Annotated in this window: 24 protein-coding genes; 10 read left to right on the forward strand and 14 right to left on the reverse strand. The window is 59.1% G+C overall.

Annotation, left to right across the window (positions count from 1 at the left end):
- Window positions 1–16: 16 nt before the first annotated feature.
- From C5F52_RS12680 to C5F52_RS12690, 3 genes are all read right to left on the reverse strand, one after another.
- The gene (locus C5F52_RS12680) at window positions 17–2881 is read right to left on the reverse strand and encodes a 2-oxoglutarate dehydrogenase E1 component (protein WP_104798726.1); all 2865 of its coding nucleotides are present in this window, start codon (window positions 2879–2881) and stop codon (window positions 17–19) included.
- Between the two features lie 163 nt (window positions 2882–3044).
- On the reverse strand, window positions 3045–4940 hold the full coding sequence (locus C5F52_RS12685; RefSeq protein WP_104798727.1) for a propionate--CoA ligase: 1896 nt from the start codon (window positions 4938–4940) through the stop codon (window positions 3045–3047).
- Window positions 4941–5038: 98 nt separating this feature from the next.
- Window positions 5039–5641, reverse strand: coding sequence for an isochorismatase family protein (locus C5F52_RS12690; RefSeq protein ID WP_104798728.1), 603 nt, complete (start codon window positions 5639–5641; stop codon window positions 5039–5041).
- 147 nt (window positions 5642–5788) lie between these two features.
- Between C5F52_RS12690 and C5F52_RS12695 the strand changes: the two genes are divergently transcribed.
- Entirely contained in the window at window positions 5789–6331 is a 543-nt protein-coding gene (locus tag C5F52_RS12695; protein ID WP_104798729.1) for a C40 family peptidase, read from the forward strand.
- A 97-nt stretch (window positions 6332–6428) separates the two neighbouring features.
- On the opposite strand, the gene C5F52_RS29900 is transcribed toward C5F52_RS12695, so the two are convergent.
- Window positions 6429–6587, reverse strand: a complete 159-nt coding sequence (locus C5F52_RS29900) for a hypothetical protein (RefSeq protein ID WP_161499697.1) — start codon at window positions 6585–6587, stop codon at window positions 6429–6431.
- 69 nt (window positions 6588–6656) lie between these two features.
- On the reverse strand, window positions 6657–7478 hold the full coding sequence (locus tag C5F52_RS12700) for an RNA pseudouridine synthase (RefSeq protein ID WP_104798730.1): 822 nt from the start codon (window positions 7476–7478) through the stop codon (window positions 6657–6659).
- A 45-nt stretch (window positions 7479–7523) separates the two neighbouring features.
- Here C5F52_RS12700 and C5F52_RS12705 point away from each other — a divergent pair, with 45 nt between their 5' ends.
- On the forward strand, window positions 7524–8231 hold the full coding sequence (locus C5F52_RS12705; protein WP_104798731.1) for a VOC family protein: 708 nt from the start codon (window positions 7524–7526) through the stop codon (window positions 8229–8231).
- Here C5F52_RS12705 and ycaO read toward each other — a convergent pair.
- The 6 genes from ycaO to C5F52_RS12735 all read right to left on the reverse strand — a co-directional run bounded on the left by ycaO (window position 8228) and on the right by C5F52_RS12735 (window position 15159).
- Window positions 8228–9961 (reverse strand): 30S ribosomal protein S12 methylthiotransferase accessory factor YcaO, encoded by a 1734-nt coding sequence (ycaO, locus tag C5F52_RS12710; RefSeq protein WP_104798732.1) that lies wholly within the window; start codon window positions 9959–9961, stop codon window positions 8228–8230. The genes C5F52_RS12705 and ycaO overlap by 4 nt on opposite strands.
- Before the next feature lie 119 nt (window positions 9962–10080).
- A complete protein-coding gene (locus C5F52_RS12715; protein WP_104798733.1) occupies window positions 10081–11250 on the reverse strand; it encodes a YbfB/YjiJ family MFS transporter in 1170 nt (389 codons plus the stop codon).
- A 30-nt stretch (window positions 11251–11280) separates the two neighbouring features.
- A complete protein-coding gene (locus tag C5F52_RS12720; RefSeq protein ID WP_104798734.1) occupies window positions 11281–12216 on the reverse strand; it encodes a nitronate monooxygenase family protein in 936 nt (311 codons plus the stop codon).
- A 75-nt stretch (window positions 12217–12291) separates the two neighbouring features.
- Window positions 12292–14454 carry an ATP-dependent DNA helicase RecQ gene (locus C5F52_RS12725; protein ID WP_236657851.1) on the reverse strand — a complete coding sequence of 721 codons (2163 nt, stop codon included), beginning with the start codon at window positions 14452–14454 and terminating at the stop codon, window positions 12292–12294.
- Window positions 14455–14479: 25 nt separating this feature from the next.
- Entirely contained in the window at window positions 14480–14902 is a 423-nt protein-coding gene (locus C5F52_RS12730; RefSeq protein WP_104798736.1) for a type II toxin-antitoxin system VapC family toxin, read from the reverse strand.
- A complete protein-coding gene (locus C5F52_RS12735) occupies window positions 14899–15159 on the reverse strand; it encodes a plasmid stabilization protein (protein ID WP_104798775.1) in 261 nt (86 codons plus the stop codon). Before C5F52_RS12735 ends, C5F52_RS12730 begins: the two co-directional genes overlap by 4 nt.
- A 172-nt stretch (window positions 15160–15331) precedes the next feature.
- Here C5F52_RS12735 and C5F52_RS12740 point away from each other — a divergent pair, with 172 nt between their 5' ends.
- From C5F52_RS12740 to C5F52_RS12750, 3 genes are read left to right on the forward strand one after another with little or no spacing between them, the layout of a single operon-like run.
- The gene (locus tag C5F52_RS12740) at window positions 15332–18187 is read left to right on the forward strand and encodes a DNA methyltransferase (RefSeq protein ID WP_146100080.1); all 2856 of its coding nucleotides are present in this window, start codon (window positions 15332–15334) and stop codon (window positions 18185–18187) included.
- 49 nt (window positions 18188–18236) lie between these two features.
- Window positions 18237–18602 (forward strand): type II toxin-antitoxin system RelE/ParE family toxin, encoded by a 366-nt coding sequence (locus tag C5F52_RS12745; protein ID WP_104798737.1) that lies wholly within the window; start codon window positions 18237–18239, stop codon window positions 18600–18602.
- Between the two features lie 25 nt (window positions 18603–18627).
- Window positions 18628–18906: an XRE family transcriptional regulator gene (locus tag C5F52_RS12750; RefSeq protein ID WP_236657852.1), complete on the forward strand. Its 279-nt coding sequence runs from the start codon at window positions 18628–18630 to the stop codon at window positions 18904–18906.
- A gap of 5 nt (window positions 18907–18911) precedes the next feature.
- Here C5F52_RS12750 and C5F52_RS12755 read toward each other — a convergent pair whose 3' ends face one another.
- Window positions 18912–19436 carry a hypothetical protein gene (locus tag C5F52_RS12755; protein WP_104798739.1) on the reverse strand — a complete coding sequence of 175 codons (525 nt, stop codon included), beginning with the start codon at window positions 19434–19436 and terminating at the stop codon, window positions 18912–18914.
- Between the two features lie 5 nt (window positions 19437–19441).
- Window positions 19442–20422, reverse strand: a complete 981-nt coding sequence (locus tag C5F52_RS12760; protein ID WP_104798740.1) for a tRNA-dihydrouridine synthase — start codon at window positions 20420–20422, stop codon at window positions 19442–19444.
- A 160-nt stretch (window positions 20423–20582) separates the two neighbouring features.
- Between C5F52_RS12760 and C5F52_RS12765 the strand changes: the two genes are divergently transcribed.
- From C5F52_RS12765 to C5F52_RS12785, 5 genes are read left to right on the forward strand one after another with little or no spacing between them, the layout of a single operon-like run.
- On the forward strand, window positions 20583–21098 hold the full coding sequence (locus tag C5F52_RS12765; protein WP_104798776.1) for a GNAT family N-acetyltransferase: 516 nt from the start codon (window positions 20583–20585) through the stop codon (window positions 21096–21098).
- 27 nt (window positions 21099–21125) lie between these two features.
- Window positions 21126–21419, forward strand: a complete 294-nt coding sequence (locus C5F52_RS12770) for a DnaJ domain-containing protein (RefSeq protein ID WP_104798741.1) — start codon at window positions 21126–21128, stop codon at window positions 21417–21419.
- 6 nt (window positions 21420–21425) lie between these two features.
- Window positions 21426–21968 (forward strand): hypothetical protein, encoded by a 543-nt coding sequence (locus tag C5F52_RS12775; protein ID WP_104798742.1) that lies wholly within the window; start codon window positions 21426–21428, stop codon window positions 21966–21968.
- Between the two features lie 24 nt (window positions 21969–21992).
- Window positions 21993–22736, forward strand: a complete 744-nt coding sequence (locus C5F52_RS12780; RefSeq protein ID WP_100132158.1) for a hypothetical protein — start codon at window positions 21993–21995, stop codon at window positions 22734–22736.
- Between the two features lie 4 nt (window positions 22737–22740).
- The gene (locus C5F52_RS12785; protein WP_104798743.1) at window positions 22741–23997 is read left to right on the forward strand and encodes a hypothetical protein; all 1257 of its coding nucleotides are present in this window, start codon (window positions 22741–22743) and stop codon (window positions 23995–23997) included.
- Between the two features lie 33 nt (window positions 23998–24030).
- Here the strand turns inward: C5F52_RS12785 and C5F52_RS12790 are convergent, their stop codons facing one another.
- Window positions 24031–25122, reverse strand: a complete 1092-nt coding sequence (locus C5F52_RS12790; protein ID WP_104798744.1) for an aromatic ring-hydroxylating dioxygenase subunit alpha — start codon at window positions 25120–25122, stop codon at window positions 24031–24033.
- Between the last annotated feature and the right edge of the window lie 31 nt (window positions 25123–25153).

Raw genomic sequence — 25153 nt, forward strand, 5'->3', positions numbered from 1 at the left:
AGTCGGTATGAACGATTTATTTGGTGAGCACGAAGCCCTTGAGCTTGCCGAATGCGCCTTCGACCAGCGCTTTTTGCTGCTCTTGGTGCAGGTGTGAGTAACCCACGGCAGGCGACGCAGAAGCGGCACGACCCGAGTAACCGAGCTTTTGACCCGACGACATGTTTTCGTGGATGTAGTGCTGCACGAAGAACCATGCGCCTTGGTTTTGTGGCTCGTCTTGTGTCCACACCAACTCAGTGGCGTTGGGGTACTTCTTGAGTTCAGCGGCAAACGCTTTGTGTGGGAAGGGGTACAACTGCTCGGCGCGCAAAATCGCAACGTCGTCAGCACCCAACTCTTCACGCTTCTTCACCAAGTCGTAGTAAACCTTGCCCGAACAGACCAACACGCGTTTGACCTTGTCGGCCTTGAGCGCTTTGTTCTCAGGGATCACGGTTTGGAACGAACCCTTGGTGAACTCAGACACAGGCGATGTCGCGTCTTTGTTACGCAGCAAGGACTTGGGTGTGAAGATGATCAAAGGCTTGCGCAAGTCACGCACCATTTGGCGACGCAACACGTGGAAGATCTGGCTGGCCGTGGTGGGCTGCACGATCTGCATGTTGGTGTCAGCGGCGAGTTGCATGAAGCGCTCGAGGCGAGCCGAGCTGTGCTCTGGGCCTTGGCCTTCGTAGCCGTGTGGCAGCATCAAGGTCAAGCCGTTCACACGGCCCCACTTCACTTCACCTGAGGCGATGAACTGGTCGATCACCACTTGGGCACCGTTGGCGAAGTCGCCGAACTGGGCTTCCCAAATGACCATGGTGTTGGGGTCGTTCGAGGCGTAGCCGTATTCGAAGCCCAACACAGCCTCTTCCGACAAGATCGAGTCGATCACGACGAACGGGGCTTGGTTTTCGGTGACGTTTTGCAGGGCCACGTAAGTGCCGGTGTCCCACTTTTCACGCTTTTGATCGTGAATCACAGCGTGGCGGTGTGTGAAGGTGCCACGGCCGCAATCTTCACCCGACAAACGCACGGGGTAGCCACTGGCCACCAAGGAGGCGAAAGCCATGTGCTCGCCCATGCCCCAATCCACTGGCGTGTCGCCACGGCCCATGGCTGCACGGTCGTCGTACACCTTTTTCACCAACTGGTGAGGTGTGACGGATGCGGGGATGGTGGTGATCTTTTCAGCCAAGCGTTTCCACTCAGACATCGGGATCGCGGTGTCGCCCGCATCGGTCCACTTCTTGCCCATGAAGGGTGACCAGTCCACGGTGAACTTGGTCTTGAAGTTGGTCAAAACAGGATCATCGGTGTGCTTGCCAGCGTCCAACGCGGCGCGGTAAGCCTTGACCATGTCGTCACCCAAAGTCTCGCCCAAGCCTTGTGTGGCCAACTTGTCGGCGAACAGCTTGCGGGTGCCAGGGTGCGCGGCGATTTTTTTGTACATCAGCGGCTGGGTCAGCGCGGGGGTGTCTTGCTCGTTGTGGCCGAGTTTACGGAAACACACGATGTCGAGCACCACGTCTTTGCTGAAGGCCATGCGGTATTCGAGGGCCAGCTGCGTGGCCAACACCACGGCTTCTGGATCGTCTCCGTTGACGTGCAGCACAGGCGCTTCGACCATCTTGACGATGTCGGTACAGAACACGCTGGAGCGCATGTCGCGTGGGTCAGAGGTGGTGAAACCGATTTGGTTGTTCACGATGATGTGCACCGTGCCGCCTGTGGTGTAACCACGGGTTTGGGCCAAGGCCAAAGTTTCTTGGTTCACGCCTTGACCGCCGAAGGCGGAGTCACCGTGGACCAACACGGGCAGCACTTGCTTGCCCAGCGGGTCAGCGCGGCGGTCCATGCGAGCGCGCACAGAGCCTTCCACCACGGGGTTCACGATTTCCAAGTGTGAGGGGTTGAAGGCCAGTGACAAATGCACAGGGCCACCCACGGTCGACACGTCAGAGCTAAAGCCTTGGTGGTACTTCACATCACCAGCAGGCAACTCTTCAGGCGCGGTGTGGTCGAACTCGGCAAACAAGTCAGCAGGCAACTTGCGCATGGTGTTGACCAACACGTTCAGACGGCCACGGTGGGCCATACCGATCACCACTTCTTGCACGCCTTTGAGGCCCGCTTGTTGGATCAGTTCGTCCATCGCGGCGATGAAGCTTTCGCCACCTTCGAGCGAGAAGCGCTTTTGGCCCACGTATTTCGTGTGCAGGTAACGCTCCAAGCCTTCCGCAGCGGTCAAGCGCTCCAGAATGGCTTTCTTTTTGTCAGAGTTGAAGTTGGCTTTGCTGCGGATGCTTTCCAACTTTTCTTGCCACCAGCGCTTTTCAGCTTGCTCGGAGGTGTACATGTACTCGGCGCCCAAGGTGCCGCAGTAGGTTTCGCGCAGTGCATTGAGCAACTCGCGCAAAGACATGTTGTTTTTGCCAAAGAAGGTGTTGCTGGTGTCGAACACGGTTTCTTGGTCGGCATCGGTGAAGCCGTAGAAAGCGGGGTCGAGGTCAGGAATGGCTGGGCGCTCAGTGCGCTTCAAGGGGTCGAGGTCGGCCCAACGTTGGCCGACGTTGCGGTAAGCCGCAATGAGCTGTTGCACGGCTGTGCGTTTGCGACCCATTTCGACGTTTTCGCTGGCCATGACGACTTTGGTGCCGCCCGATTTGGCGCGCTCAGCAAAGGCGTTGATGACGGGCAAATGGGGCACGTCTTTGGCGTTGGAACCGTCGACGGCAGGCACATGCTGCAGTGCGTCGAAGTACTCGCGCCAAGTGTCTGGGACGCTGCCGGGATTGGCGAGGTAGTTCTCATACATCTCTTCGACGTACGGAGCATTACCACCGAACAGATAGGTGTTGCCTGAATAGGCTTGAAAGACGTTTGTCTCACTCATTGCGCTTGACCTTCGCTCCCCTTGAGGGAACATTAGTTGGTTGAAAGAAACCTTCCGCGACACGGCTGGACCGATTGGCGGATGCGACTGTGGCTGGAAGGAGGCCTAGTAACACCCAAGATTGTGCCATGCGATCAGCAGCATCGCTGCGTTTTTATAGTTCTTAGGAGATTTGGTCTTGAATTTGCGTCAAGGCCGTGGGGTCGTCGATGGTGGTCAAGTCGCCCGGATCACGTTTCTCACAGACCGCCTGAATGGCACGACGCAGCAATTTGCCGCTGCGTGTCTTGGGCAAGGCCGTGACAAACAACACACGCGCAGGACGGGCCAAGGCCCCCAATTGCCCATCCACCACCTTCATGACTTCACCTTCGAGCTTCAAACGAGCTGCATCGTCGGTCAAACCAGAAGTGTCTTTGACAATGGCAAACGCCATGGCCACTTGTCCTTTGAGCTGGTCGGCCACGCCCACCACCGCGACTTCGGCGATGTTGGGATGGCTGGAAATGCTCTCTTCGATCTCGCGGGTGCCCAAGCGGTGACCGGCGACGTTGATCACGTCATCGGTGCGGCCCAAGATGAAGAAGTAGCCGTCTTCGTCACGCACCGCCCAGTCGAAGGTGCTGTAAACCAGCTTGTTCGGCACGGTGTTCCAGTAGGTGCTGACGAAACGCTTGTCATCGCCCCAAATGGTTTGCAAGTTGCCGGGAGGCAATGGGCCTTCGATGGTCAACACGCCTTTTTGATTGGCGCCGGTCAACTCTTCGCCAGTTTGGTCGTCGACCAACTTGACGTTGTAGCCATACACGGCCTTGCCGGGCGAGCCAAACTTGCTCTCGGTTTTTTCCACGCCGTTGCAAATGGTCAGAATCGGCCAACCCGTTTCGGTTTGCCAGTAGTTGTCAATGATCGGTTTGCCGTTCAGGCCTTCAGAAATCCACTTGGCAGTGGGCTCATCCAAAGGCTCGCCGGCCAAGAACAGGGCTTGCAGGCTGGACAAGTCGTACTTGCTCAGCAACGCAGGGTCTTGCTTTTTGAGCACGCGGATGGCCGTGGGCGCGCTGAACATGACGTTGACTTTGTACTTTTCGACCAAGCTCCACCAGATGCCGCCGTCTGGGCGAATCGGCAAGCCTTCGTACATGATGGTGGCCATGCCGCCGATCAGTGGACCGTAAATGATGTAGCTGTGGCCCACGACCCAGCCGATGTCGCTGGTACAGAAGAAGGTGCCGCCTGGCTTGCCTTGGTAAATGTGCGGAATGCTGGAAGCCAATGCCACGGTGTAGCCACCGGTGTCACGCTGCACACCTTTGGGTTTGCCGGTGGTCCCCGATGTGTACAAGGTGTAGCTGGGGTGGGTGGACTCGACCCACTCGCAAGGCACTTGCGTGTCCATGTGCTGGGCACGTTCGGTGGCGTAATCCAAATCGCGGCCAGCCACGGGCGTGAACGGCGCCAACTTGCGGTCGACCATCAACACCTTGGCGGGCTTGTGGCTGGACAAGCTGATGCCTTCGTCCAACAAATGCTTGTACGCAATGACCTTGCCGCCGCGCGAACCCGCGTCCGCGCTGATGATGACCTTGGGTGTCGCGTCTTCAATGCGTGTCGCCAATGAATGCGAGGCAAAGCCACCAAACACCACCGAGTGAATCGCACCAATGCGGGCGCACGCCAACATCGCGAATGCGGCCTCGGCAATCATGGGCATGTAAATCAACACGCGGTCGCCTTTGGTGACGCCCTGCGCTTTCAAAATAGCGGCCATGCGTTGCACTTCGGCGTGCAAATCGCGGTAGGTGTAGGTGTGTTCTTGGTCGGTTTCGGTCGACACAAAGATCAGCGCCGCTTGATCGGCGCGATCGGCCAAGTGACGGTCCACGGCGTTGTGGCACAAGTTGGTCGTGCCGCCCACGAACCACTTGGCAAAAGGCGGGTTGCTGTAATCGCAGATTTGTTGGGGCTGGGTTTGCCAGTCGATCAACTTGGCCTGTTCGGACCAAAAAGCGTCGCGGTCTTCGATGGACCGACGGTGAAAATCTGCGTAAGCAACCATTCAAACATCTCCTATTTGTGAATTCGTACTCATGTACTGAATTCATAATTATGAGAATGGCGGACTTGCAGCAAGCTGACTTTGTCAGCGCTTTCTGATTATTTAATCAAGTCTTGTATTTCTTTGAATGGGTCAGCCTCAGCCGAGCGCAGCCACTCAAAAAGCACCATCTCCGTGGTCACCAATTCAGCGCCAGCGCCAGCCAAGCGGTCAAAAGCGGCGTCACGGTTGCGCTCGGTGCGCGAACCGCAGGCGTCGGTCACCACCCACACGTCAAATTCTTCTTCCAACAAATCCAAAGCGGTTTGCAACAAGCAGATGTGCGCTTCGACGCCAGCAATGACGATGCTGCTGCGGTTGGACTCTTTGGGCACCGCTTTTTGCAAATGCTTGGGCAGACTGCGGGCGTTGCCAGACGGCGCGCGCGCGGCGGGCTTGAGCAACTCGATCAAGCCATCGGCGCAAGCGCTGAAGCTCATCTTGGGCAAAGTGCGACGGCAAAACTCACGCAACGCAGCGGGGTTGGTGCCCAATTTGTCCGGATTTTGTTCGGTGCCAAACGTCGGCACCTCCATCCAATGCGCAGCTTGGGCCAAGCGCATGGCGTTGGCCAGCACCAATTCGCCTTCGAAAATAGCGGGCATCAGGCGGGCTTGGTAATCCACCAACACGAGTTGGGAGTCTTGGTCGTCGAGCAACATGCAGAGAGATCCGGAAAATAAATGAAGGCCCCAAGTATCGACGATCTTGCTAAACACCCTGCCGACTTGAGTACTAAGCTTTGCAAAATCAACAACTTAGGCGCGCTACCTCATCAGCCACAGCATCGATCGATTAGAATATCGGCCATGTTCAAACGCGCCCTTCTCATTCTTTGCTGTGTTGCCAGCGCCCATGCGGCGCCGTCCAACAATGCAGCCGATGACATTGAGCGCTACTTGGCCGAACGCGGCATCTCCGCGCAGCTCGACCAAGTTCGTCAGTCCGTGGGCGACACCGCCTCCAATTTGGTGTTCGACGCGATGGGGTTTTTGGGCGTGCCCTACCGTCGTGGTGGCACCAACGCCAACACAGGCTTTGACTGCAGCGGCTTCGTGCGCTCCATGTTCGAACAATCGGTCGGCAAAGTGCTGCCCCGACGCGCCAGCGAACAAGCAGCCGCCACCGAAAAAATTGACAAACAAGACCTCAAACCCGGTGACTTGGTGTTCTTCAACACCATGCGCCAAACCTTCAGCCATGTGGGCATTTATGTGGGTGACAACAAGTTCATCCACTCCCCCAAACCCGGCCAGCAAGTGCGTGTCGATGACATGCGCCAAGCCTATTGGGAACGCCGCTTCACCGGTGCACGCCGTGTGGAGAGCAAAAGCGAGTCGCTCAACAACTGAGCCCGATGCGTCTGCCTTTTAGGCTACGCCCATGAAAAAGCCGCTGATTCAGCGGCTTTTTTACGTGTCTAGATTGGTGGCTTTGACTGAGCGCGACTTATTTTTTCTTGTTGACGATGTCTGGCGTGATGGCATCGACCACGTTCACGGCGGTTTTCACGCCATACACCACCGTCGATGCGGCGGCGTCAGCCACGGCCAGCACCGTACATGCTTGCAAACCCATGCATACCAACACCACAGCCAAAATCTTCATTGCGATCACCTTAAAAATAGTGCGCAATTTTGACATGCATTCGAGGTCATGAAAGGCCTCAAACTTGCATTAAAACCGCTCGCCGTCCGCCAAAAAGCGCCAGCCGCCCTCTTCCAACTCGCCCAAACTCACGCGCCCCACGCGGGTGCGGCGCAAAGCCAAGATCTCAAACTCGCCGATTTCGCACAAATAAGCCGCCAAGCCTGGGTGCGCACCTTTCACAGCCAAGCGCAATTTGCTGCGCTCTGGCGTGGCGCTGCCCACGCTGATTTTGAAAGCAGGCAAACGCAAACGCTCGTCGCGCATGGCGCGTTCAATTGGGCGCAGGGCATCGGGTGTCACTTCGCCACGCACATCAACGATCAGCTCGTGCTCCATGAACGCCATGTCTTCGACCAACTTGCGCTGGGTGCGAAAGTCTTGGGTAAACACCACCAAACCGCTCGCGGCCTGCTCCAACGGCACGCTGGCATCCAGATGCGTCAAATGGCGCTTCAACAAACGCACGCCACTGAAATCGTGGGCGCTGTGCTGCGCCGAGGTGAGCAAGCTGCGCACGTTTTGCGACGGTTTCTTAGCCGAGCGACGCGGTGGCGCACCACGTCCTGTCTGCATGGGTTCAGGCTCGGGCAAGGCCTCCAAACCATCGGTAAACCCTGCGGGCTTGTTGATGATCAAGGTAATGGGCGTGAGGTTGAGCAAGCTGGCGTGCGCGTCCATCGTCACGGTTTGGTGCTTCACGCGAAACTGGGGCTCTTCGACCACCGTGCCGTCCACGCGGACAAAACCACCTTCGATGTACTGCTCGGCCTCGCGGCGCGAACAACCGCGCAGCTGCATAACCCGTTTGGACAAACGTTCGCCTTCTGGCGCTGAGTGACTGAAATTCATAGGGGGTGCATCCTGCCACAGTTTGAGGTGGTAAGGTCTTGCCCCATGCATACACAACTCGATCATCTCGTCATCGTTGCCAAAACCTTAGAACAAGGCGTGCAATGGTGCGAAGAAACCCTTGGCGTCACGCCCGGCCCCGGCGGCGAACACACGCTTTACGGCACGCACAACCGCCTCTTGAAAATCGCCACTCCCTCTAATCCCATGGCGTTTTTAGAAATCATCGCCATCGACCCCAACGCGGTACGCCCTAAAAAAGCCAGCCCCACACGTTGGTTCGATATGGACAACCCCGCCTTGCAAAAGGCCGTGACCATCGAGCCGCGTTTGGTGCACTTTGTGGTCAACACCCCCGACCTCAAAGCCGCCCGCATGGCCTTGCGCATGGAAGGCATTGACCGTGGCCCCGCCATCTACGGCAATCGTCGTACCTCCAAAGGCGTGCTGAACTGGCAAATCTCGGTGCGCGCCGACGGTCAACGCCTGTTTGATGGCGCCTTGCCCACCGTCATCCAATGGGGCAAACCTGATGCGACCGAGCCCCTCAAGCTGCACCCGCGCAACACGCTGCCACGCTCAGGCGTCACGCTGAACAGCTTGGAAGTCACCCACCCCAGCGCCAAAAAGCTGCAAGAGGCCTACAGCGCGATTGAACTCAAGCGCGTGAGCGTGAGCGAAGGTGCCGCCAACCTCAAAGCGACGCTGCACACGCCCAAGGGCTTGGTCACGTTGGAGAGCTTGGGGATTTAAAACTTCTTGTGCCTCTGCACCTTGGCGTAAGCGGCCCACAGTTTCTGGTGCATCTCGCAACCGTCCATCATCAAGCCGGGCGCTGAAATGCCCATGAAACGGTCGGTTTGCATGATCAGCGCATGGGCCTGTGCGAACACACCCGCACCAAACATCTGGCGAATCGCACCCACGAAAGGCGCGGTGTCGCCACGGTCACTCAGCAGCACCAAGGTTTCAATGCACGCATAAACCAAGCGGCGTTGCTGCGGCATTTGGTCAAAGTGGCGAATCCACTCGCACCCTTCCACCGTGGCTGCCTCGTCACCAATCGCCAAGGCCAGCAAGGTTTTCAACTCACCCACGCGCAAATCTGCCCAAAAGCTGCCTGCGTCAGCGGCCATGCCGATCACCGTGGCCACAGGCCGCTCGTCAGCCAAGCTGGACTCGTTCAAGCTGTCCAGCAAATCAGCGCATTCCTCGTTGTCGAGGTCGGTCAAATTCAAAATCGCTTCGCGCATGCCGTTGGCGATGCTGTTGTTCTCGAAGTCGAGGTCGTCCACAGGGTAAATCTCGGACATGCCCGGCACCAAGATGCGGCAGCTGTACACGCCCAGGTGCTCAAAATCGGCCACGTAAATGTCAAAGCCGTCGTCGTGAATGCGGTTGACGCAATACGCGTAGTCTTCGGCGGTGGTGGTGGCGAAATTCCAGTCCACAAACACGTAATCGGGAATCTCGCCCAAGAACTCCCAATGCACCACGCCGCTCGAATCGACGAAGTGAATCTCGATGTTGGTCGCGCTGGCCGCTTCTTCCAAGTCAAACGTGGGGGTGGGGAAACCCGCCAAAGAATCTAAAGCGCGGCCTTGCAGAAGCTCCGTCAACGCACGTTCCAGCGCCACCTCCAAACGGGGATGGGCCCCGAAGCTGGCGAAGCAGCCTTGGTCTTCGGGGTGCAGCAGCGTCACGTTCATCACGGGGTACTTGCCGCCCAAAGAGGCGTCTTTGACCAAAATGCCAAAGCCTGCGGCACGTAAAGCAGCAATGCCAGCGGCAATGCGCGGGTAACGGTTGATCACGGCCTCGGGCACATCGGGCAAGCAAATGCCTTCGCTGATGATCTTGCCCTTGATGTGACGCTCAAAAATCTCGGACAAGGCTTGCGTGCGGGCCTCTGGCGCGGTGTTACCCGCCGACATGCCGTTGCTCACATACAGGTTGCCAATGATGTTGACGGGGATGTAAGTGGTCGCACCATCACGCAGACGCTCGTAGGGAATGGCGCAAATGCCGCGCGCGTCGTTGCCCGAGTTGAACTCCACCAAATTCGCGCAATCGATGTTGCTTTCGGGGTTGTAGAGCGCGTGCAACGCGGGGTTCAGCAAGCCCTCGGGCCAGCTGCCGTCTTCGGTCAAGTCAAACCAGCGTTCTTGCGGGTCATGCACAAACGGTGCGTCCGCCGTGCCAGGGCCCAAATAGAAATGGGTCCAGAAGTAGTTGGTCGACAAGCGCTCAAAAAACTCCCCCAACGCGCTGGCCAAACACGCCATGCGCGTGGCCCCTTTGCCGTTGGCAAACAAGGCGGGGCAATCGCGGTCGCGGATGTGCACCGACCAAACACCCGCCACGGGGTTGAGCCAGCTCTTCTCTTCGATGTGAAAACCCAAAGCCTGCAATTTGGACTGCATGCTGTTGATGGTGGCTTCTAGCGGCGCGTCTTTGCCAGGGATGTAACTTTGTGTGGGCACGGAGGTGTCGCCTTGAAAAAAATAGAAAGAAAAACAGCGACAGCGCAATAACTGAGCGGCTCAGGGCCGCCGCCTTATTGTGATGGGTCTGGCGAGACCGCAGAAGTTGGGGTTTTCGCTCAATCCTCTTGAGGCAACGTGGCCAGCAAGGCCATGCCCGCCAGCATCACCCCCGCCGTCAACCACAACGCACCTTTGAACGTGCCCGTGGCCTGCGCCATATAGCCCGCCACCACCGGCGCCAGCATTTGTGCGGCGCCATAACTCAAGGTCAAACGGGCCATGGCTTTGCCAGGGTTGTGCGGCGAGCGTCGCCCCACCAAAGCCAGCGTCAAGCTGACGATGCCAATGAACGTGGCGCCATAGCCCAAGGCCCCTGCCAACGCCGCCCACAGCGAGCCCGACACCGCGGGCAACACCACCGACAGCGTTTGCAAGCCAAAGGCCAGCAACAACGCTTGCTTGTCGCCCCATCGGCGCGCCACGCGGTCCCACAAAAACACGGCGGGCATGGCAGCCAAACCGACCATCGCCCAAGCCAAAGCGCCCTGACCGGCCAAAGCGGGCTCGCGCTCCACGATGGCCACGGTGAACGTGGCGCTGATGACAAAGCCCCAACCCGCCGCAAAGTAGCTGGTCAGCATGGTCCACGTCCAGCGGCGTGACGCCGTGGCGCCTGCCGCCTCATGCGCGGCCACCGCCACATGCGGCGGCACAGGCGGACGCCAACGCCAAGCCGGTAACAAAAACACCAAACCCAGCACCGCAAACGCCAGCCATTGGTCTGACCAGACCGACCACAGCTGCGACAAGCCCCAAGCCCCCACGGCCGACACCACAATGCCCAGCCCCAAACCGATGAAATGCACGCCCAACTCAGGCCGACGGCCTTGGCGCATCAGCCAACCCAGCACCAAGCCTGAGCCCAGCAACATGCCCGTGGCGCCACACAAGCCCCCCACGTAGCGGGCCAGTGCCCAGACCGGCATCCACGTCGACAACGCCATCAACGCCACCGTCACCAACGCCATCCACAGCCCACCGCTGTACAGGCGATGGCGCCAGCGCACATCGTCAATCCAAGCGGCGGCCAAGGCGCCCGTCATGTAACCCGCGTAGTTGATGGCGGCCAAGCCACCGGCTGCGGCGTCGGTCAAACCGGTTTGCGCTTGCAGGCTGGGCAGCAAGGGGGTGTAGGCAAAACGCGCCAAGCCAATGGTCAACACCAAGCCGCAAATGCCGCCGGTGATGACTTGCCAAGGTTGAAGATGAGGGGTGTCTGTTCGCATGGGTTGTGCTTGGAGGGGCGTCGCTGAATGTCAGCCGAATTGATGGGCGGAGGCCATGGCACCCAAACGGGCGGTGATGTCGTGAAACTGAGCCACCGTTTCGTCAATGATTTGCTGCGCCGTTTTGACCCCGTGGATCAAACCCGCCGACTGGCCCGCCAGCGCGGGTGCGGCGTTCATGTCGCCACCGAAATACACGCCTTGAATGCCATTGAACGTGTCCATGCCCATCAGGCCGGCCTCGTGGATGGTTTGGGTGAACGGGGTTTTGAGCGCTCGGATGCAGGGCGTGGAGCGGGTGTTGAGCATCCAAGTGCCGGTGGTGCTGGCGTCGACGATGGCGCCCTTGTAGTGCGCATGCACGGGGCTCTCGGCGCTGGCCACAAAGCGTGTGCCCATCTGGATGGCCTCGGCCCCCAGCGCAAACGCCGCAGCCATCCCCCGACCGTCCACAATACCGCCGGCGGCGATCAAGGGCACATCCACCGCCTCGCGGATGGCTTGCAGCAGCACCAGCGTGCTGACTTCTTCAGGGTTTTTGAAGCCGCCGCCTTCAGAGCCTTCGACCACCAGACCATCCACCCCCGCCTCGACACACTTGAGGGCCGCCTCCAGCGTGGGCACCGCGTGGTAGACCACGATGCCCGCCGCCTTGAGCGGGGCGATGAACTTGGCCGGACTGCCCGCCGAAGTGGTGACAAAGCGCACGCCCGATTCGCAGACAAAGCGCAACATGGCCTCGTCTTTCAGGAAGCGGATGGGCAAATTCACCCCAAAAGGCAAACCGCTGTCCACCATCGCCTGAATTTCACGCTGGCAGTTGGCCGTCTCTCCCGAGGAGGTTTCGATGATGCCGAGGCCCCCTGCGCGCGACACGGCGGAGGCCAGCGTGCTGCGCGCAATCCAGCCCATGGGCGCTTGCAAGATGGGGTAACGGGCGCCGGTGTGGGCCAGAACACGGTTCATGGGGTGTCTCCTGTTTTTTGTGCGCCCCATTTTGGCGCGACGTGCAGCTTGCGGCTGTGCCCGCCATGACAGCGCTTAAGGTTGCAAATGCAAAGCCAGCAACAGCACTTGCGAAGCCCCATGCTCACGCAAGAGCGCGGCGGCCACCGTGGCCGCCCAGCGGGTGCGCACATGGCTGGCCACCAGCAACACAGGGCCATCGGGCAAGTCAGGCAAGTCGGTCTGCGCGCGCCATTGAATGGCCGCCTCCAGATGCGCCACAACCGGCGTTGACGCTGCGTCGTCCGGCGCGGGGCCGCCCGTCCAGCGCAACACATCGTGCAGGGCTAGCTTGCCGCGCCGCGCAATGTGCGCCGCCAACGCGTGATTCAACGCCATGTCGGGCGCAGGCAGCGGCACCACACACGCGGGGCGAGCGGGCCAGCTTTTGGCCCAGCGGCCCAAGGTAGCCACGGCACCTTCGAGCAAAGCCAGCGGCACGTCACCCGACTCGGCGCTGCTTGAAGCGCCCGACATGTTCAAAGACTGCGCTCTGAATGCCTGCATTTTCAAGGCCTGCAACTCGGCCACCCAACCCGGGTCGTCGGCAAAAGCCACGGCACGCCCAGCATCAAAACCTTGGATATTGCCCTTGCGCCTGACACCACTGGGCCAACGCTTGCGCGACTCGATGTCCACGTCCATGCCGCGCAAAAAGTCGCGGGCAGCGATCAGCTTGTCTTGTGACGGCGTCAGCCCCGGAAACGGCAAATGCCCGGTGCACACCGAGCAGCGCCCACAAGGCGCGGGCGAGGGATCGTCCAGCGCCGTCTGCAAATAGGCCATCAGGCAGCCCTCGCCGTGCGCGTACTGGCGCATGATGCCCGCCTCTTGCTGGCGCACCTGCGCCAGCGCAGTCCATTTGGCGGTGTCATGCACATAGGGCACGCCCGTGGCGCGCCAGGCCGAACCGTCTTTGTCCACCACGCCTTCGACGGCCAAAATTTTGAGCAAAGCCTCCAGCCGCCCCCGGCGAACACCCGTGTCGGCTTCGATTTCCAACAAGCTGCGCCCATCGTTGCCCAGACTTTGCAAGACTTTGGCCGCCGTGGCCGCATCAGGAATTGACGCGGTGGCAAAGTATTCCCAGATTCGTTCGTCGGCATCCGACGGCAGCAACACCCCTTCGGCGTGCGCCACCGCCCGCCCTGCCCGGCCCACCTGCTGGTAATAGGCCACCGGGGTCGAAGGCGAGCCCACATGCACGCAAAAGCCCAAGTCGGGCTTGTCGTAACCCATGCCCAACGCCGACGTGGCCACGACCGCCTTCACCTGGTTGTGGCGCAAACGGTCTTCCACTTGGAGGCGCTTGTCGGCATCGGTTTGCCCGGTGTAGGCATCGACCGCATGGCCGCAGCTGCGCAAAAACGCCGTCAAGCGCTCGGCCTCGGCCACCGTCAGCACATACACAATGCCCGAGCCCGGCAACTGCTCCAGCGCATCGGCGATCCAGGCGTAACGCTGCAAAGGTGACAAATCTGGCACCACCGACAACGTGAGCGAGGTGCGGGCCAGTGTGCCGCGAAAGGTCACCGTGCCTGCGCCATGACGGCCCGCCGAGCCACCCTTGGCATCACCACTCAACTGCGCCCCAATGTCTAGTGTCACCCGCTCGTTCGCCGTCGCCGTGGTGGCCAGCACGCTGGCGGTGGGCGTGGACAACAGCGCCCGCGCCAGCCGCTGGTAGTCGGGCCGAAAGTCAAAACCCCAGTCACTGATGCAATGCGCCTCGTCGATCACGATCAGGCCCACCCGGGCCAGCAAAGCGCCCAGCCGCGCCGCAAATCGCGGGTTGCCCAGCCGCTCGGGCGAGACCAGCAGCACGTCGATGGCGTCGTCGTCCAGCCTTTGGAACACCTCGTCCCAGTCGTCGATGTTGGTGGAGTTCACGGTGGCGGCCTTCAGACCCGCCCGCTCGGCGGCGCTCACCTGGTCGCGCATCAGCGCCAGCAGCGGCGACACCACCAGCGTGGGGCCAGCGCCCGTGCTGCGGATGGCGTGTGTGGCCGCCCAGTACACCGCCGACTTGCCCCAGCCCGTGGCCTGCACCACCAGCACACGGGCCGCCGGTTGCAGCACGGCATGCACGGCGTCGACTTGGTCTGCGCGAGGCACCGCACCCGGCCCGGCCAAGCGGGCCAGGATGGTGTGCATGTGCTGCTCGGCGAATTCGCGGGGGTGCGTCGGTGTTGGGGTCATGCCGTCATTTTGGGAAGCAACGGCGTCATTCGCTCAACCAAGGGTTACGCAAGCTCAAACCCAAACCTTCAAAGTGCTTGGTGTTGGGGGTCGCCAGCGAGGCGCCGTGAACCAAAGAGATCGCGGCAATCTGCGCATCGGCCATGGCAACGGGCTGGCCTTGGCGTTCACGGGTGGCGACCAAATCGGCATAGGCGGCGGCAGCTTCTGCGTCAAACGGCAAAACGCGACCCGCAAAGTCTTCGGCCAACATGGCCTGCACAGCTTGTGCCAATTGGGCACGACGTGCGCCCTCGGGCATACGGGCAATGCCGTAAAGCAACTCCGACAGCACCACGCTGTTAAGCCACAGCCCATCGGCGGCTTGGCTGTCCAACCACGTCAGCACGGCCGCATTTGGGGTTGGGCGCATCAACTCGGACACCACATGGGTGTCCAACACGATCACGCTTGACCTTCCGTGTCAAAACTTGCCGCACGCGCTGCACTGTCTCGCGCAGGCACATCCAACGCCACGCCCCCAATCGCTGCAAACCGCGCATGAATGCGGCTGCCAAACCCCGTCGCGGGTAAGGCGGGCTGCGACAACACGCTGCGCAAGATGGTGCGCACCTCCTCTTCCATCGAACGCCCGTGCGTCGCGGCGGACAAACGCAACTTGTCTTTGATGGCGGGTTCAAGGTTTCGGATGGTCAAGGTGCTCATGGCGGGGCCTTTTGAAAAAATCTTTATCGACAGCAATGCTAGCACTGACAGCATTTTTTGAAAACTATTCATTACTTTCCCATTAAAGGACCAAGGTTGAGTTGATCAATTTATAACTAATTAGAATTCTTTTAATTAAATTAATTAAAAAAATATTAGTCAATAAATACAAATGAACAAGATCAACACAAAAACACAAACCGCACCACAAACCGACCAAGAGCTGCAAGACCTTCTCAACGAACGCGCCGAAGCCTTCACCAAAAACTTTGCCAAGGTCGGCTACGAATCGGGCCACGGCCAAAACTTCGTGCGCGAGCTGTGCGGCGTGTATGGGCTGAACTACCTGCGCTCAGTCGACTTTGAGCGCCGGGTCACCAAAGACAGCGGCAAAGGCATCAACCGCATCGACGGCTTCTTTCCTGGCCTGCTGCTGGTGGAAATGAAGTCTGCAGGCGTCAACCTCGACGACGCCTACGAGCAAGCCAAAGGCTACATCCCCAAGCTCAAAAATAAAGACGACAAGCCGCTGTACATTTTGGTGAGCGATTTCCAAAACCTGCATCTCTACGACGAGACAGGTGAAAAAGCCCCGATCAAGTTCAAGCTGGCCGACTTCAAAAGCCACGTCAACGACCTCGGCTTTTTGCTCGGCTACGAGCGCATCTACCAAAACCGCCAAGCCGCCGCCAGCATCGAAGCCGCCAGCCGCTTGGGCAATTTGCACGATGCCGTCAAGCAAACTGGCTTTCGCGGCGAAGACCTGCAAACCCTGCTGGTGCGCCTGCTGTTTTGCTTGTTTGCTGACGACACGGGCCTGTTCAACAAAGAAGACGCCTTCAAACAAGCCGTGCAAAACACCAACAGCGCGGGCGACGACTTAGGCAGCAAACTCCAGCGCATCTTTGCTCGATTGGACACAAGCACAGCCAAAGCAACAGACGCCAACACCACCCAACAGCGCACCGACGGGCCATACGCTTACTTGCTCGACTTCCCCTACATCAACGGCGCACTGTTTACCAAACGCATTGCCGACTGCGACTTTGATGCCGACTCACGCCAAGCCCTGCTGGGCTGCTGCGAAATTGACTGGTCTGAAATCAGCCCCGACATCTTTGGCACCCTGTTTCAGCACATCATGCATTGGGACGACGAAGAGGCCGTGGGAAAAACCAAAAAGCGCCGCGACTTTGGGGCCCACTACACCAGCGAACGCAACATTCGCCGCGCCATCGACCCGCTGTTTTTAGACGCTCTCAAAGATGAGCTGGCCTTGTGCAAAGACGACGCCAAAAAGCTCAAAGACTTTCAAACCAAGCTCTCACGCCTCAACATCTTTGACCCCGCCTGCGGTTGCGGCAACTTTCTGGTGGTGGCTTACCGCGAGCTGCGCTGGCTAGAGCAGCAAACCCTGCTGGAAATGAACAGCGTCAAGGGCGCGCAGCAAACCATTCCGCTGTGCAATGTGCACCAGTTTCACGGCATCGAGATTGACCCCACGGCGGTCGAAATTGCCACCGTGGCCATGTGGCTGACCGACCACCAAATGAACCAACGCTGGGCCAGTGGCTACAAGCGCATTCCGCTGTCCAGCAAAGCCAACATCCACCGCGGTAACGCCTTACAGACGGACTGGAACCAGGTGATTGCGGCCAAACAAACCAGCTTCATCGTGGGCAACCCGCCGTTTTTGGGCTACACCCAGCAAAACAAAGAACAAAAGGCCGACATGGCCTTGGTCTACGGCAACGCCCAAGGCACAGGCGTGCTCGACTACGTGACCGCTTGGTACGTCAAAGCCTTTGCGCAGATGCAGGTCAACCCGCACATCAAGGCCGCGTTTGTGTCGACCAACAGCATCACACAAGGCGAACAGGTGTCGGTGCTGTGGCAGCCGCTGTTTGAGCAAGGTCTGCACATCCACTTTGCGCACCGCACGTTTAAATGGAGCAACGAAGGCTCAGGGGTGGCCGCGGTGCATTGCGTCATCGTGGGCTTTGGCATGGACAAGCCCAAAAAGTGTGACCTGTGGGACTACTCGTATGCGCTGGGTGGCGATGGCAAGCAAAAGAGGACCAACCGAATCAATGCGTATTTGGTAGACGCCGCCGCCATTTTTCTGTCCAACCGTCGCGAACCAGTTTGCAAAGTATCAGCAATGAACAAAGGCAGCCAACCCACCGACGGCGGCCACTTGCTACTCAAGCCCGAAGAAGAAAAAGCCATCCGCGAATCTGACCCCATCGCCGCCAAATACATTCGCCCATTCTTGGGTGCCGAGGAGTTTTTGAACAACACGCCGCGCTTCTGCCTGTGGCTAGCCGACGTGACCGCGCAAGACGTCGCCAACTCACCCGAACTCAGCCAGCGCATTGAAGCGGTACGTGCCATGCGCCTAGCCAGCACCAAAGTGCCCACGCAAAAATTGGCTGAAGTAGCGCATTTGTTTGGGGAAATTCGACAGCCCAAAACCAACTACTTGTTGGTTCCCAGCGTCTCATCCGAAAGACGCGCCTTTGTGCCAGTTGGTTATATCGAAGCCAACGTCGTCGTCAGCAATCTGGCCTTCGCCGTCCCCAACGCCACGCTCTACCACTTCGGCATGCTCAACTCAACGATGCACAACGCTTGGACGCGCGCCGTCTGTGGTCGACTGGAAAGCCGTTACCGCTATTCCAACACCATCGTCTACAACAACTACCCGTGGCCCAAACCCACCAAGGCCCACATGGCCGCCATCGAAGTGGCCGGCCAAGCCGTGCTCGACGCACGCGCCAAACACACAGGCAAAAGCTTGGCATGGCTCTACAACCCCGAAACCATGCCCAAAAACTTGCAAACCGCGCACGACCTCGTGGATGAAGCCGTCGACGAAGCCTATGGCTACGAAAAAGGCAACGACGACACCAGTCGCGTCGCCTATTTGTTTGAGCTGTACGAAAAGCTCACCGCGGTGAAAGCACCTGCGGTCAGCGCCAAAAAACCGAGCCTAAAACCGCTGCGAAAGACTTCCACACTCGCTTAAAGCTTGCAGCTCATGTTTGACACAATATTCCACGGAGGGCATAATTCACATGGTTTGGAACGTTGAATACACCGATGAGTTTGGCGCATGGTGGGCTTTGCTGTCCGAGGATGAGCAGGTTTCTGTTGCGGCGTCTGTCGCGCTGTTAGAGGTTCGCGGCCCGCAGCTGGGTTTCCCGCATACCAGCGCCGTCAAAGGCTCTAAGCATGGCCATCTTCGTGAATTGCGCACACAGCATGCGGGGCGGCCTTTTCGCACCTTGTATGCGTTTGACCCACGCCGAGATGCAATTTTGTTGTTGGGCGGTGACAAGACAGGCAACGAACGTTGGTACGAGGTGAATGTGCCAAAGGCAGATGCACTTTACGATGTCCATTTGGACGAACTGCGAAAGGAAGGGCAGATTAATGGCTAAAAATTTTGCAAATTTGCGAGCGCAAATGTCACCTCAAGCGCGTGAAAAAGCAAAGAACAAAACGACAGAAATGTTGGCTGAGATGCCTCTGCAGGAGTTGCGTCAAGCTCGCGGTTTGTCCCAAAAGACTTTGGCCGAGGTGTTGCATGTGCAGCAACCCGCGATCGCTAAATTAGAGAAACGGACAGATATGTATTTGTCCACACTGCGCAATCACATCGAAGCCATGGGCGGAGAACTAGAGGTGGTGGCCCGCTTCCCCGACGGTGTTGTGAAAATTAGCAACTTCGCAGCGCTAAGTTGACAGGTTTACCCCTTCGGCTTCTCAAACCCCGCATCCACCCAAGCCTGCGCGGTGTTGCGGTTCAGCTTAAAGCCCGCGCTCACGCGCACCTCCGCCAGCACGTCGCTGCCTTCGTCTTGGGCGCTTAACGTGGCGTAGGGGTTGTCGTCATCAGGCACGATGTCTAGCAACACCGTGATGCGGCCCGCCTCACCGTTAACCGTGACCGACTGGTGCAAGGTGGCGTGCAACTGCTGCTCGCTGCGGCGCACAAACTCTGAGGCCGTTTTGACCAAGGTGATGAAGGCGTTGCCGTCCAGCGGTTTGGGGTTCTTTTTGTCGCGGCCCATGGTCCACGGGCCAATCAGGGCGGCTTCAGATTCACCGTCTTTGAACATGGCGACGGCCCAGCCGTCGTCATCGTCGTTTTTGATGACTTTGGCGGTCCAGGTTTCGTTTTGCCAGAGGCGGGGTTCTTGCGCAAAGCCGCTCTCTTGGGTGTCGTTTTGGCTGTCGTCTTGCGAAGGGTCTGGGGTGTGGTCGTCGTTCATGCGGATTAGGTGGCGTGTTCGGGGTTGGCGCGGGTGGCATGCAGCCACGCGTGAATGTCTTGGGGGCTGGTCAAGGTGCGCACATGCATGTACGCGGCCTCGGCCTCGGGGTAGTGTTTGCGCAAAAAGTTGAGCCATTGTTTCAAGCGCCCCGCTTGGTGGCGCTCGCTGACATGGCCGGTCACGATCTGCCAAAACGTGTGCAGATGAGGTGGCAGGTCTTGCCATCGCACTTGCGAGGCAGGCGCTGGCAAACCTTGTGCAGCCGCGTCGTGCGCTTGAATGGCCCACCCTAGGCCGGGGTTGGTGACAATGCCGCGGCCCAGCATCAAGTCAAAGCAGCCCGATTCGGCGCGGGCATTGAGCGCGTCCTGCACATTCCAAATTTCGCCATTCGCCACCAGCGGGGTTTTGACCTTGGCTTTGATGTCGGCAATGCGGTGCCAATACGCGGGTGGGCGGTAGGCATCGGCCTTGGTGCGGGCGTGCACCACGATCTCACTCGCCCCACCCGCTTCGAGTGCCAAAGCGCATTCTTCGGCGGTGCTGTCGTCGTTGAAGCCCAAGCGCATCTTGGCCGACACCACTTGGTGGGCGGGCACCGCGGCGCGCACGGCTCGCACGATTTGGTACAGCACCTCGGGGTCTTGCAGCAACACCGAACCGCCGCCGTGGCGGTTGACTTGCTTGGCGGGGCAGCCAAAGTTCAGGTCCACCCCGTCGCAACCCATGCCCGCCACGCGGGCGGCGTTGTCGGCCAAACAATGGGGGTCAGAACCCAATAGTTGCGGGCGCACAGGCACGCCTGCAGGGGTCAAGCCACCATTCAACAGCTCGGGCACGATGCGCAAAAACGTGCGCTCGGGCAGCAAGGTGTTGGTGACGCGGATGAACTCGGACACACAGCGGTCCACCCCGCCAATGCGGGTCAGCACGTCGCGCAGCACAAAGTCGAGGAGGCCCTCCATGGGGGCAAGGATGATCATGGGGTACGGGAATTTAGGCGAAAGGGGCCTACTCTACACAGAACTCGAACCCGCAATTCGCCACTAGGTACGCCGCCGCACGCGAGCGCCACGCTTTTGCGGAGACAATCCACCCCTTTCTCAATTTCTGCATCGCACCCTGCTCCCTTTCATGTCCAGCCTGACCTCCTTACAAGTTCGCCCCGCTACCCAACGCGACGCCGCCCAAATCGCCGCGCTTTACGCCGCCACAGCCAAAGAAGCCTTCAAGTCCATGCGCACCGGCTCGGCCGTGCCACCTGTGCCCCAAGCCAAAGACGCCGAGTACTGGCGCGATGCCATCGAGTTCGCTGAACCCCAAGTGCAAGTGGCCGTGGACGGCGACAAGATCGTTGGCTTTGTGGGCTACGACCGCTCACGCGACAAAGGCACGCCCAACACCATGGGCGAGATTTGGGACATTTACGCTGCCGCCGACTACTGGTCACAAGGCGTGGGCTTGGCCCTGTGGGACGCCGCCCGCGAAGGCTTGCAAGAAGAAGGCTGCACCCATGTGTCGATTTGGGTGCCCATTGCCAACGACCGCGCCATGCGCTTTCATGAACTGGCGGGCTTCAAGCGCGAAATGTCCAGCGCCAAAACCGTGCCCATGGGCCCAGTGAAGGTCGAAGAAATTCGCCTGAAGCAGCCGCTTTGAACGCGGCCATTTAAAAAGGCCAACACCGTGTCTAAACCCGTTTCTGAGCACTACGCAGCCCTAGGGCTCAAAAGCGACGCCACGTTGGCGGACATCAAAAAAGCGTTCCGCCAAAAAGCCTCGCAGTTTCACCCCGACCGTAACTTGGACGAGGACGCGCCCGCGCGTTTTCGGGCTGCGCAAGAAGCCTACGATGTGCTGTCAGACCCCGACAAGCGCCAAGCCTACGACGACAACCGCCGCCGCAGCTTGCTCGACGACCCTGCAGACACGGCGCGCGAAATCTGGCATCACTACTTTCAGCCCTTTTTAAAGCACTGACCCACCATGAGCATTTCCCCCTTCTTCCAAGAACTGCGCTCCGCCTACCAAGCCGAGCTCGACGACTTGACCTCCGACTCCGAAGGCAAAGACGTGTTGCGCCGACGCCTCAACGAGAAGCGCAAGGAGTTGGGCTTTTTGGTCAAGATGATCGAACTCAGCCCCGAAATGGTGGCCGTGGTGTTGCACCAAGCGTTTCACTTCACGCAGCCCAAACTGATGGACCACTTTTTGACGCAAGACGCCGACGAGCTGTTGTCGTGGGACGCCCTGTCTGAAGGGCTCAAGCTGGAGCCTTGGGCCGAACCCATTGCCGCAGAAATCTTGAAAGAGCCCATGGGCGAGTGGTTCATGAGCGTGGCCGCGGGCTTGGAGTACATGCACAACCGTCCCTTGGGCAAAGCCATTCCGCAAGCGGACGAAGAAGACAACGAAGACGGTGAGGCCGGAGACGACGCCGACCTCGACGAAGAAGAAAAAGAAGCCCGCGCCCGCGAAGAAGCCGGCAACGCTTGGATGGTCGAACAAGGCTTCGACAGCAAAGAATAAGCAAGTCTGACTGAGAAACACACCATGAACGCCCTCACCCTCATTGCCAAAACCCAAAGCCTGATTGCCTCAGGCGACATCGCCGCAGCCGAGGCAGCCTTGGTCGAGTTGGCCGACGCTGAAGGTGACCAAGCCCTTATGGTGGTGCTCGAACAAATGCCGCCCAAAGACATCTTGGCCGTCATTCGCGAGTACGACACGTCCAAAGAGTCGGTCATCAACCTGTTGGTCAGCCCCGAGCAATTTGCCCGCGCCGTGGTGATCGAAAAACAATACAAAGACCTCACCCGCACGCACCTGCGCGGCATGATGAACTCCATCATCTTCCGCGACGATGCCGACACCATCGAGTTCTTGAACGCCATTGGCGACCTCGAAGGTGGCGCGGAAGCGCTGGCCGACTACTTCACCGAAAAGTGGAGCCGCATCGAAGCCTTCGCCCGCACCGGCACCTTTGACACCATGGAAGACGACGGCGACATGCTGAGCGAAGACGCCCTGCGCGGCTCGGCCTATGTGCGTCCCCGCGTCGAAGAAGACGAAGTGGCCGACCAAGACTGGATGCAAATGGCGTGGATCCTGCGCCACAAAATCCCCGACTTGTTCATTGAAATGCTGCTGGTGCTGCGCGCCAAAGCCCGCGCGTTTGAAGCCGGTTTGTCCGAAGAGAACGAGGAAGAGGACGACGACCGCGTTGAAACCAGCGCCACCGATCGCGGCAAAGCCACACCTGCGGCACGCGAGTCAGACGAAGAGTCCGCCATCTAAGCCCATGTCAGACGCCACCCAAAGCACAGCTTCTGTTGGCTCGCCGTCTGCTGGCGGCGTGTCGGTGTACGAACAGCGCCCGTTTTTTGAAAAAGCCCTGCGCTACGGCATTCAGCACGGCATGTTGGACAACGCCAAACTCGACGCCATCGCCACCGATGCGCCCAAGGGCATGGTGCAAATTGCGCGTTACTTTGGCAGCGAGTTTTTGCGGCCCGAGTTAGAAAAAGCCAAAGACCGCATCGTCAATTTGGTAAGCCTGAACTTAGAGATCAGCAGCGCGGGCGACTTGCGCCAAGCCGCCGAGTTGCTGCGTGACCATTCGTTCATGTCGCGCTCCAAAGCGGCCTCCGACCTGCTGAAGGCCCTGATTGTGATGCCGCAAAACACGCACTTCGGCATGAACGAGCACGGTGGGTTCACCGACAAACACATCCCGCTGCTGGCCAAGTGGTCGCTGTGCAGCTTCACCGATTACCAAACCGAATTTGTCAAACGCCACAAAGTGGCGCAAGTCATGAAGGCCGCCATTTGGCTGGCCGATGCCTTAGGCCTGCATGTGGACGACTTAGAAGAAGCAGGCTGCGATGCCGAAGCCGTGATTCGCACGGCCTTGCTGGCCGCCGCCACCCGCCAAACCCAAATGCCTGATTGGGTGAGGTTTCAAAAAATGGTGGCCAACTTGCGCAAGCCGCAAGCAGGCAAAAACATCGTGCTGGCGTTGCCCAAAAAGTTGCCTGCTGAATTCAAAGCCGTGGTCGAGGCGGTGCGCGACAGCGTCGAAGCTGATTTGCCGAAAATCTTAGACGCCAAGCTCACGCCTCAAAAACTCTTCAACCAAACGCCCGCGTTTGTGGGCCGCTATTTTTGGGTGGAAGACGGCTTGGCCGAAGTGGACCACTTTGACCGAGAAGCCTCCGCGGCTTGGCACAAAGCCACGGGTGGACATAGCGACGACAGCTCCTTGCTCACGCTGTTTTTGTGCATCGCCGCAGGCGGAAAAGTCAGCACTGGCAAAACCTTGCTCACCGAAAAATCAGCCACCGCGTTGATTCGCAAAATTCGCAAATCGGGCGTGCAGACCGAACTGGCCAAACAGTTCATTTTGGACAACGCCCCCATCGAGCACCAGGGCGATTACGTGCGCGTGTGGCAAGCCTTCATCGAAGACGCGCAAGCCACACTAGAAAGCGACCACGATTACAAACTACACGACGCCCTGTCGCTGTTGCGCCGTGAATGCAACGTGGCGGATGAGTGAGCTGACGCGCTAGAGCCCAGCCCAGGCCAGCCCTCAAGCTTGTGTCTCAATGGCTCGCGCCAGCACATAGCGCCGCATGGCCACTGACGGGCCATCCGCCCCAACAGAAAACTCATACAGCTCGTTAGCAGGCGTACGCGCCAGCACCTCTTCTTGCAAAGCCAAGCCCGTCACATCTTCGTGAAACGCCACAAAGAGTTGCTCGTGCATGAATTGCGTCATGGCTTTGTCGTGCTGCGCAAAATCGCGGCCATGCACCACAAAGTAATGGGTGCTGGTGGCGGTTTCGGGCGTGGGCAAATGCGCGGTGCGAATGCGGAAGGTTTCGCGGCTCTCTTCAGGCAAGGTGCAGTCATAAAACGACACCGACACCTCATGCATGGCTGGGCTGCGGAACTGAGAACGCACGATGCGCGCAGCCTGCCCAACCCCCTTCAACCCTGTGGGTTCGGCCCAAACAGGGGGCAAGGTGGTCGGCACCACGTTGCGCATGACGGCAAATTGGCCCTCGCCCATTTCTGTTTCGTAAGCGGCGCTGGCGTAATCGGGCGTACCAAAGCTCTTGGCGTGCAAAAAGCTCAAATGTGTCAAATCCAGCAGGTTTTCATGCAAGCGCACATAGCTGGCTTTGAGGTGCATATAGCCCTTGGAGGTTTCCCAGTCCTTTGAGGTCAACCAAGGTTGCGGCGGCAAACGACTTTCATCGGCAGTGGCGGCGTCGCCCATCCAAATCCAAATCAAAGGGCCGCGCTCTAGCGTGGCGTAAGTGCGCACGCCCATCGAGCGCGGACAGGTGGCTTGCGATGGCACATGCACGCAGTCACCTTCTCGGTTGAATTTCATGCCGTGGTAGGCGCAAACGATGTGGTCATCTTGCAACTCACCGGCAGACAGGGGCATGGAGCGGTGCGGGCAACGGTCTTCCATCGCCACGACTTGCCCATCTGCGCTGCGGTACATCACGATGCCTTTGCCCAGCAAGGTTTTTGCCAACAACTGAGGGCCCACATCTTCTGCAAAAGCAGCCACGTACCAATCGTCAAAGATGAATGGTGTGTGCCGGTCTGCCATCTTGGCCGAGGCGGCTTGGGTTGCGCCAATCACGGAAGCTGCTGGAAGTGTCATCGCCACAAGTCCTTAAAGGTGTGATGAATCG

The sequence above is a fragment of the Limnohabitans sp. TS-CS-82 genome (assembly GCF_002943475.1).

Bases quoted from the DNA above. Each gene is read 5' to 3' on its own strand.
- C5F52_RS12680 (WP_104798726.1), bottom strand. From the start codon at position 2,881: ATGAGTGAGACAAACGTCTTTCAAGCCTATTCAGGCAACACCTATCTG.
- C5F52_RS12685 (WP_104798727.1), bottom strand. From the start codon at position 4,940: ATGGTTGCTTACGCAGATTTTCACCGTCGGTCCATCGAAGACCGCGAC.
- C5F52_RS12690 (WP_104798728.1), bottom strand. From the start codon at position 5,641: ATGTTGCTCGACGACCAAGACTCCCAACTCGTGTTGGTGGATTACCAA.
- C5F52_RS12695 (WP_104798729.1), top strand. From the start codon at position 5,789: ATGTTCAAACGCGCCCTTCTCATTCTTTGCTGTGTTGCCAGCGCCCAT.
- C5F52_RS29900 (WP_161499697.1), bottom strand. From the start codon at position 6,587: ATGAAGATTTTGGCTGTGGTGTTGGTATGCATGGGTTTGCAAGCATGT.
- C5F52_RS12700 (WP_104798730.1), bottom strand. From the start codon at position 7,478: ATGAATTTCAGTCACTCAGCGCCAGAAGGCGAACGTTTGTCCAAACGG.
- C5F52_RS12705 (WP_104798731.1), top strand. From the start codon at position 7,524: ATGCATACACAACTCGATCATCTCGTCATCGTTGCCAAAACCTTAGAA.
- C5F52_RS12715 (WP_104798733.1), bottom strand. From the start codon at position 11,250: ATGCGAACAGACACCCCTCATCTTCAACCTTGGCAAGTCATCACCGGC.
- C5F52_RS12720 (WP_104798734.1), bottom strand. From the start codon at position 12,216: ATGAACCGTGTTCTGGCCCACACCGGCGCCCGTTACCCCATCTTGCAA.
- C5F52_RS12725 (WP_236657851.1), bottom strand. From the start codon at position 14,454: ATGACCCCAACACCGACGCACCCCCGCGAATTCGCCGAGCAGCACATG.
- C5F52_RS12735 (WP_104798775.1), bottom strand. From the start codon at position 15,159: ATGAGCACCTTGACCATCCGAAACCTTGAACCCGCCATCAAAGACAAG.
- C5F52_RS12740 (WP_146100080.1), top strand. From the start codon at position 15,332: ATGAACAAGATCAACACAAAAACACAAACCGCACCACAAACCGACCAA.
- C5F52_RS12745 (WP_104798737.1), top strand. From the start codon at position 18,237: ATGGTTTGGAACGTTGAATACACCGATGAGTTTGGCGCATGGTGGGCT.
- C5F52_RS12750 (WP_236657852.1), top strand. From the start codon at position 18,628: ATGTCACCTCAAGCGCGTGAAAAAGCAAAGAACAAAACGACAGAAATG.
- C5F52_RS12755 (WP_104798739.1), bottom strand. From the start codon at position 19,436: ATGAACGACGACCACACCCCAGACCCTTCGCAAGACGACAGCCAAAAC.
- C5F52_RS12760 (WP_104798740.1), bottom strand. From the start codon at position 20,422: ATGATCATCCTTGCCCCCATGGAGGGCCTCCTCGACTTTGTGCTGCGC.
- C5F52_RS12775 (WP_104798742.1), top strand. From the start codon at position 21,426: ATGAGCATTTCCCCCTTCTTCCAAGAACTGCGCTCCGCCTACCAAGCC.
- C5F52_RS12780 (WP_100132158.1), top strand. From the start codon at position 21,993: ATGAACGCCCTCACCCTCATTGCCAAAACCCAAAGCCTGATTGCCTCA.
- C5F52_RS12785 (WP_104798743.1), top strand. From the start codon at position 22,741: ATGTCAGACGCCACCCAAAGCACAGCTTCTGTTGGCTCGCCGTCTGCT.
- C5F52_RS12790 (WP_104798744.1), bottom strand. From the start codon at position 25,122: ATGACACTTCCAGCAGCTTCCGTGATTGGCGCAACCCAAGCCGCCTCG.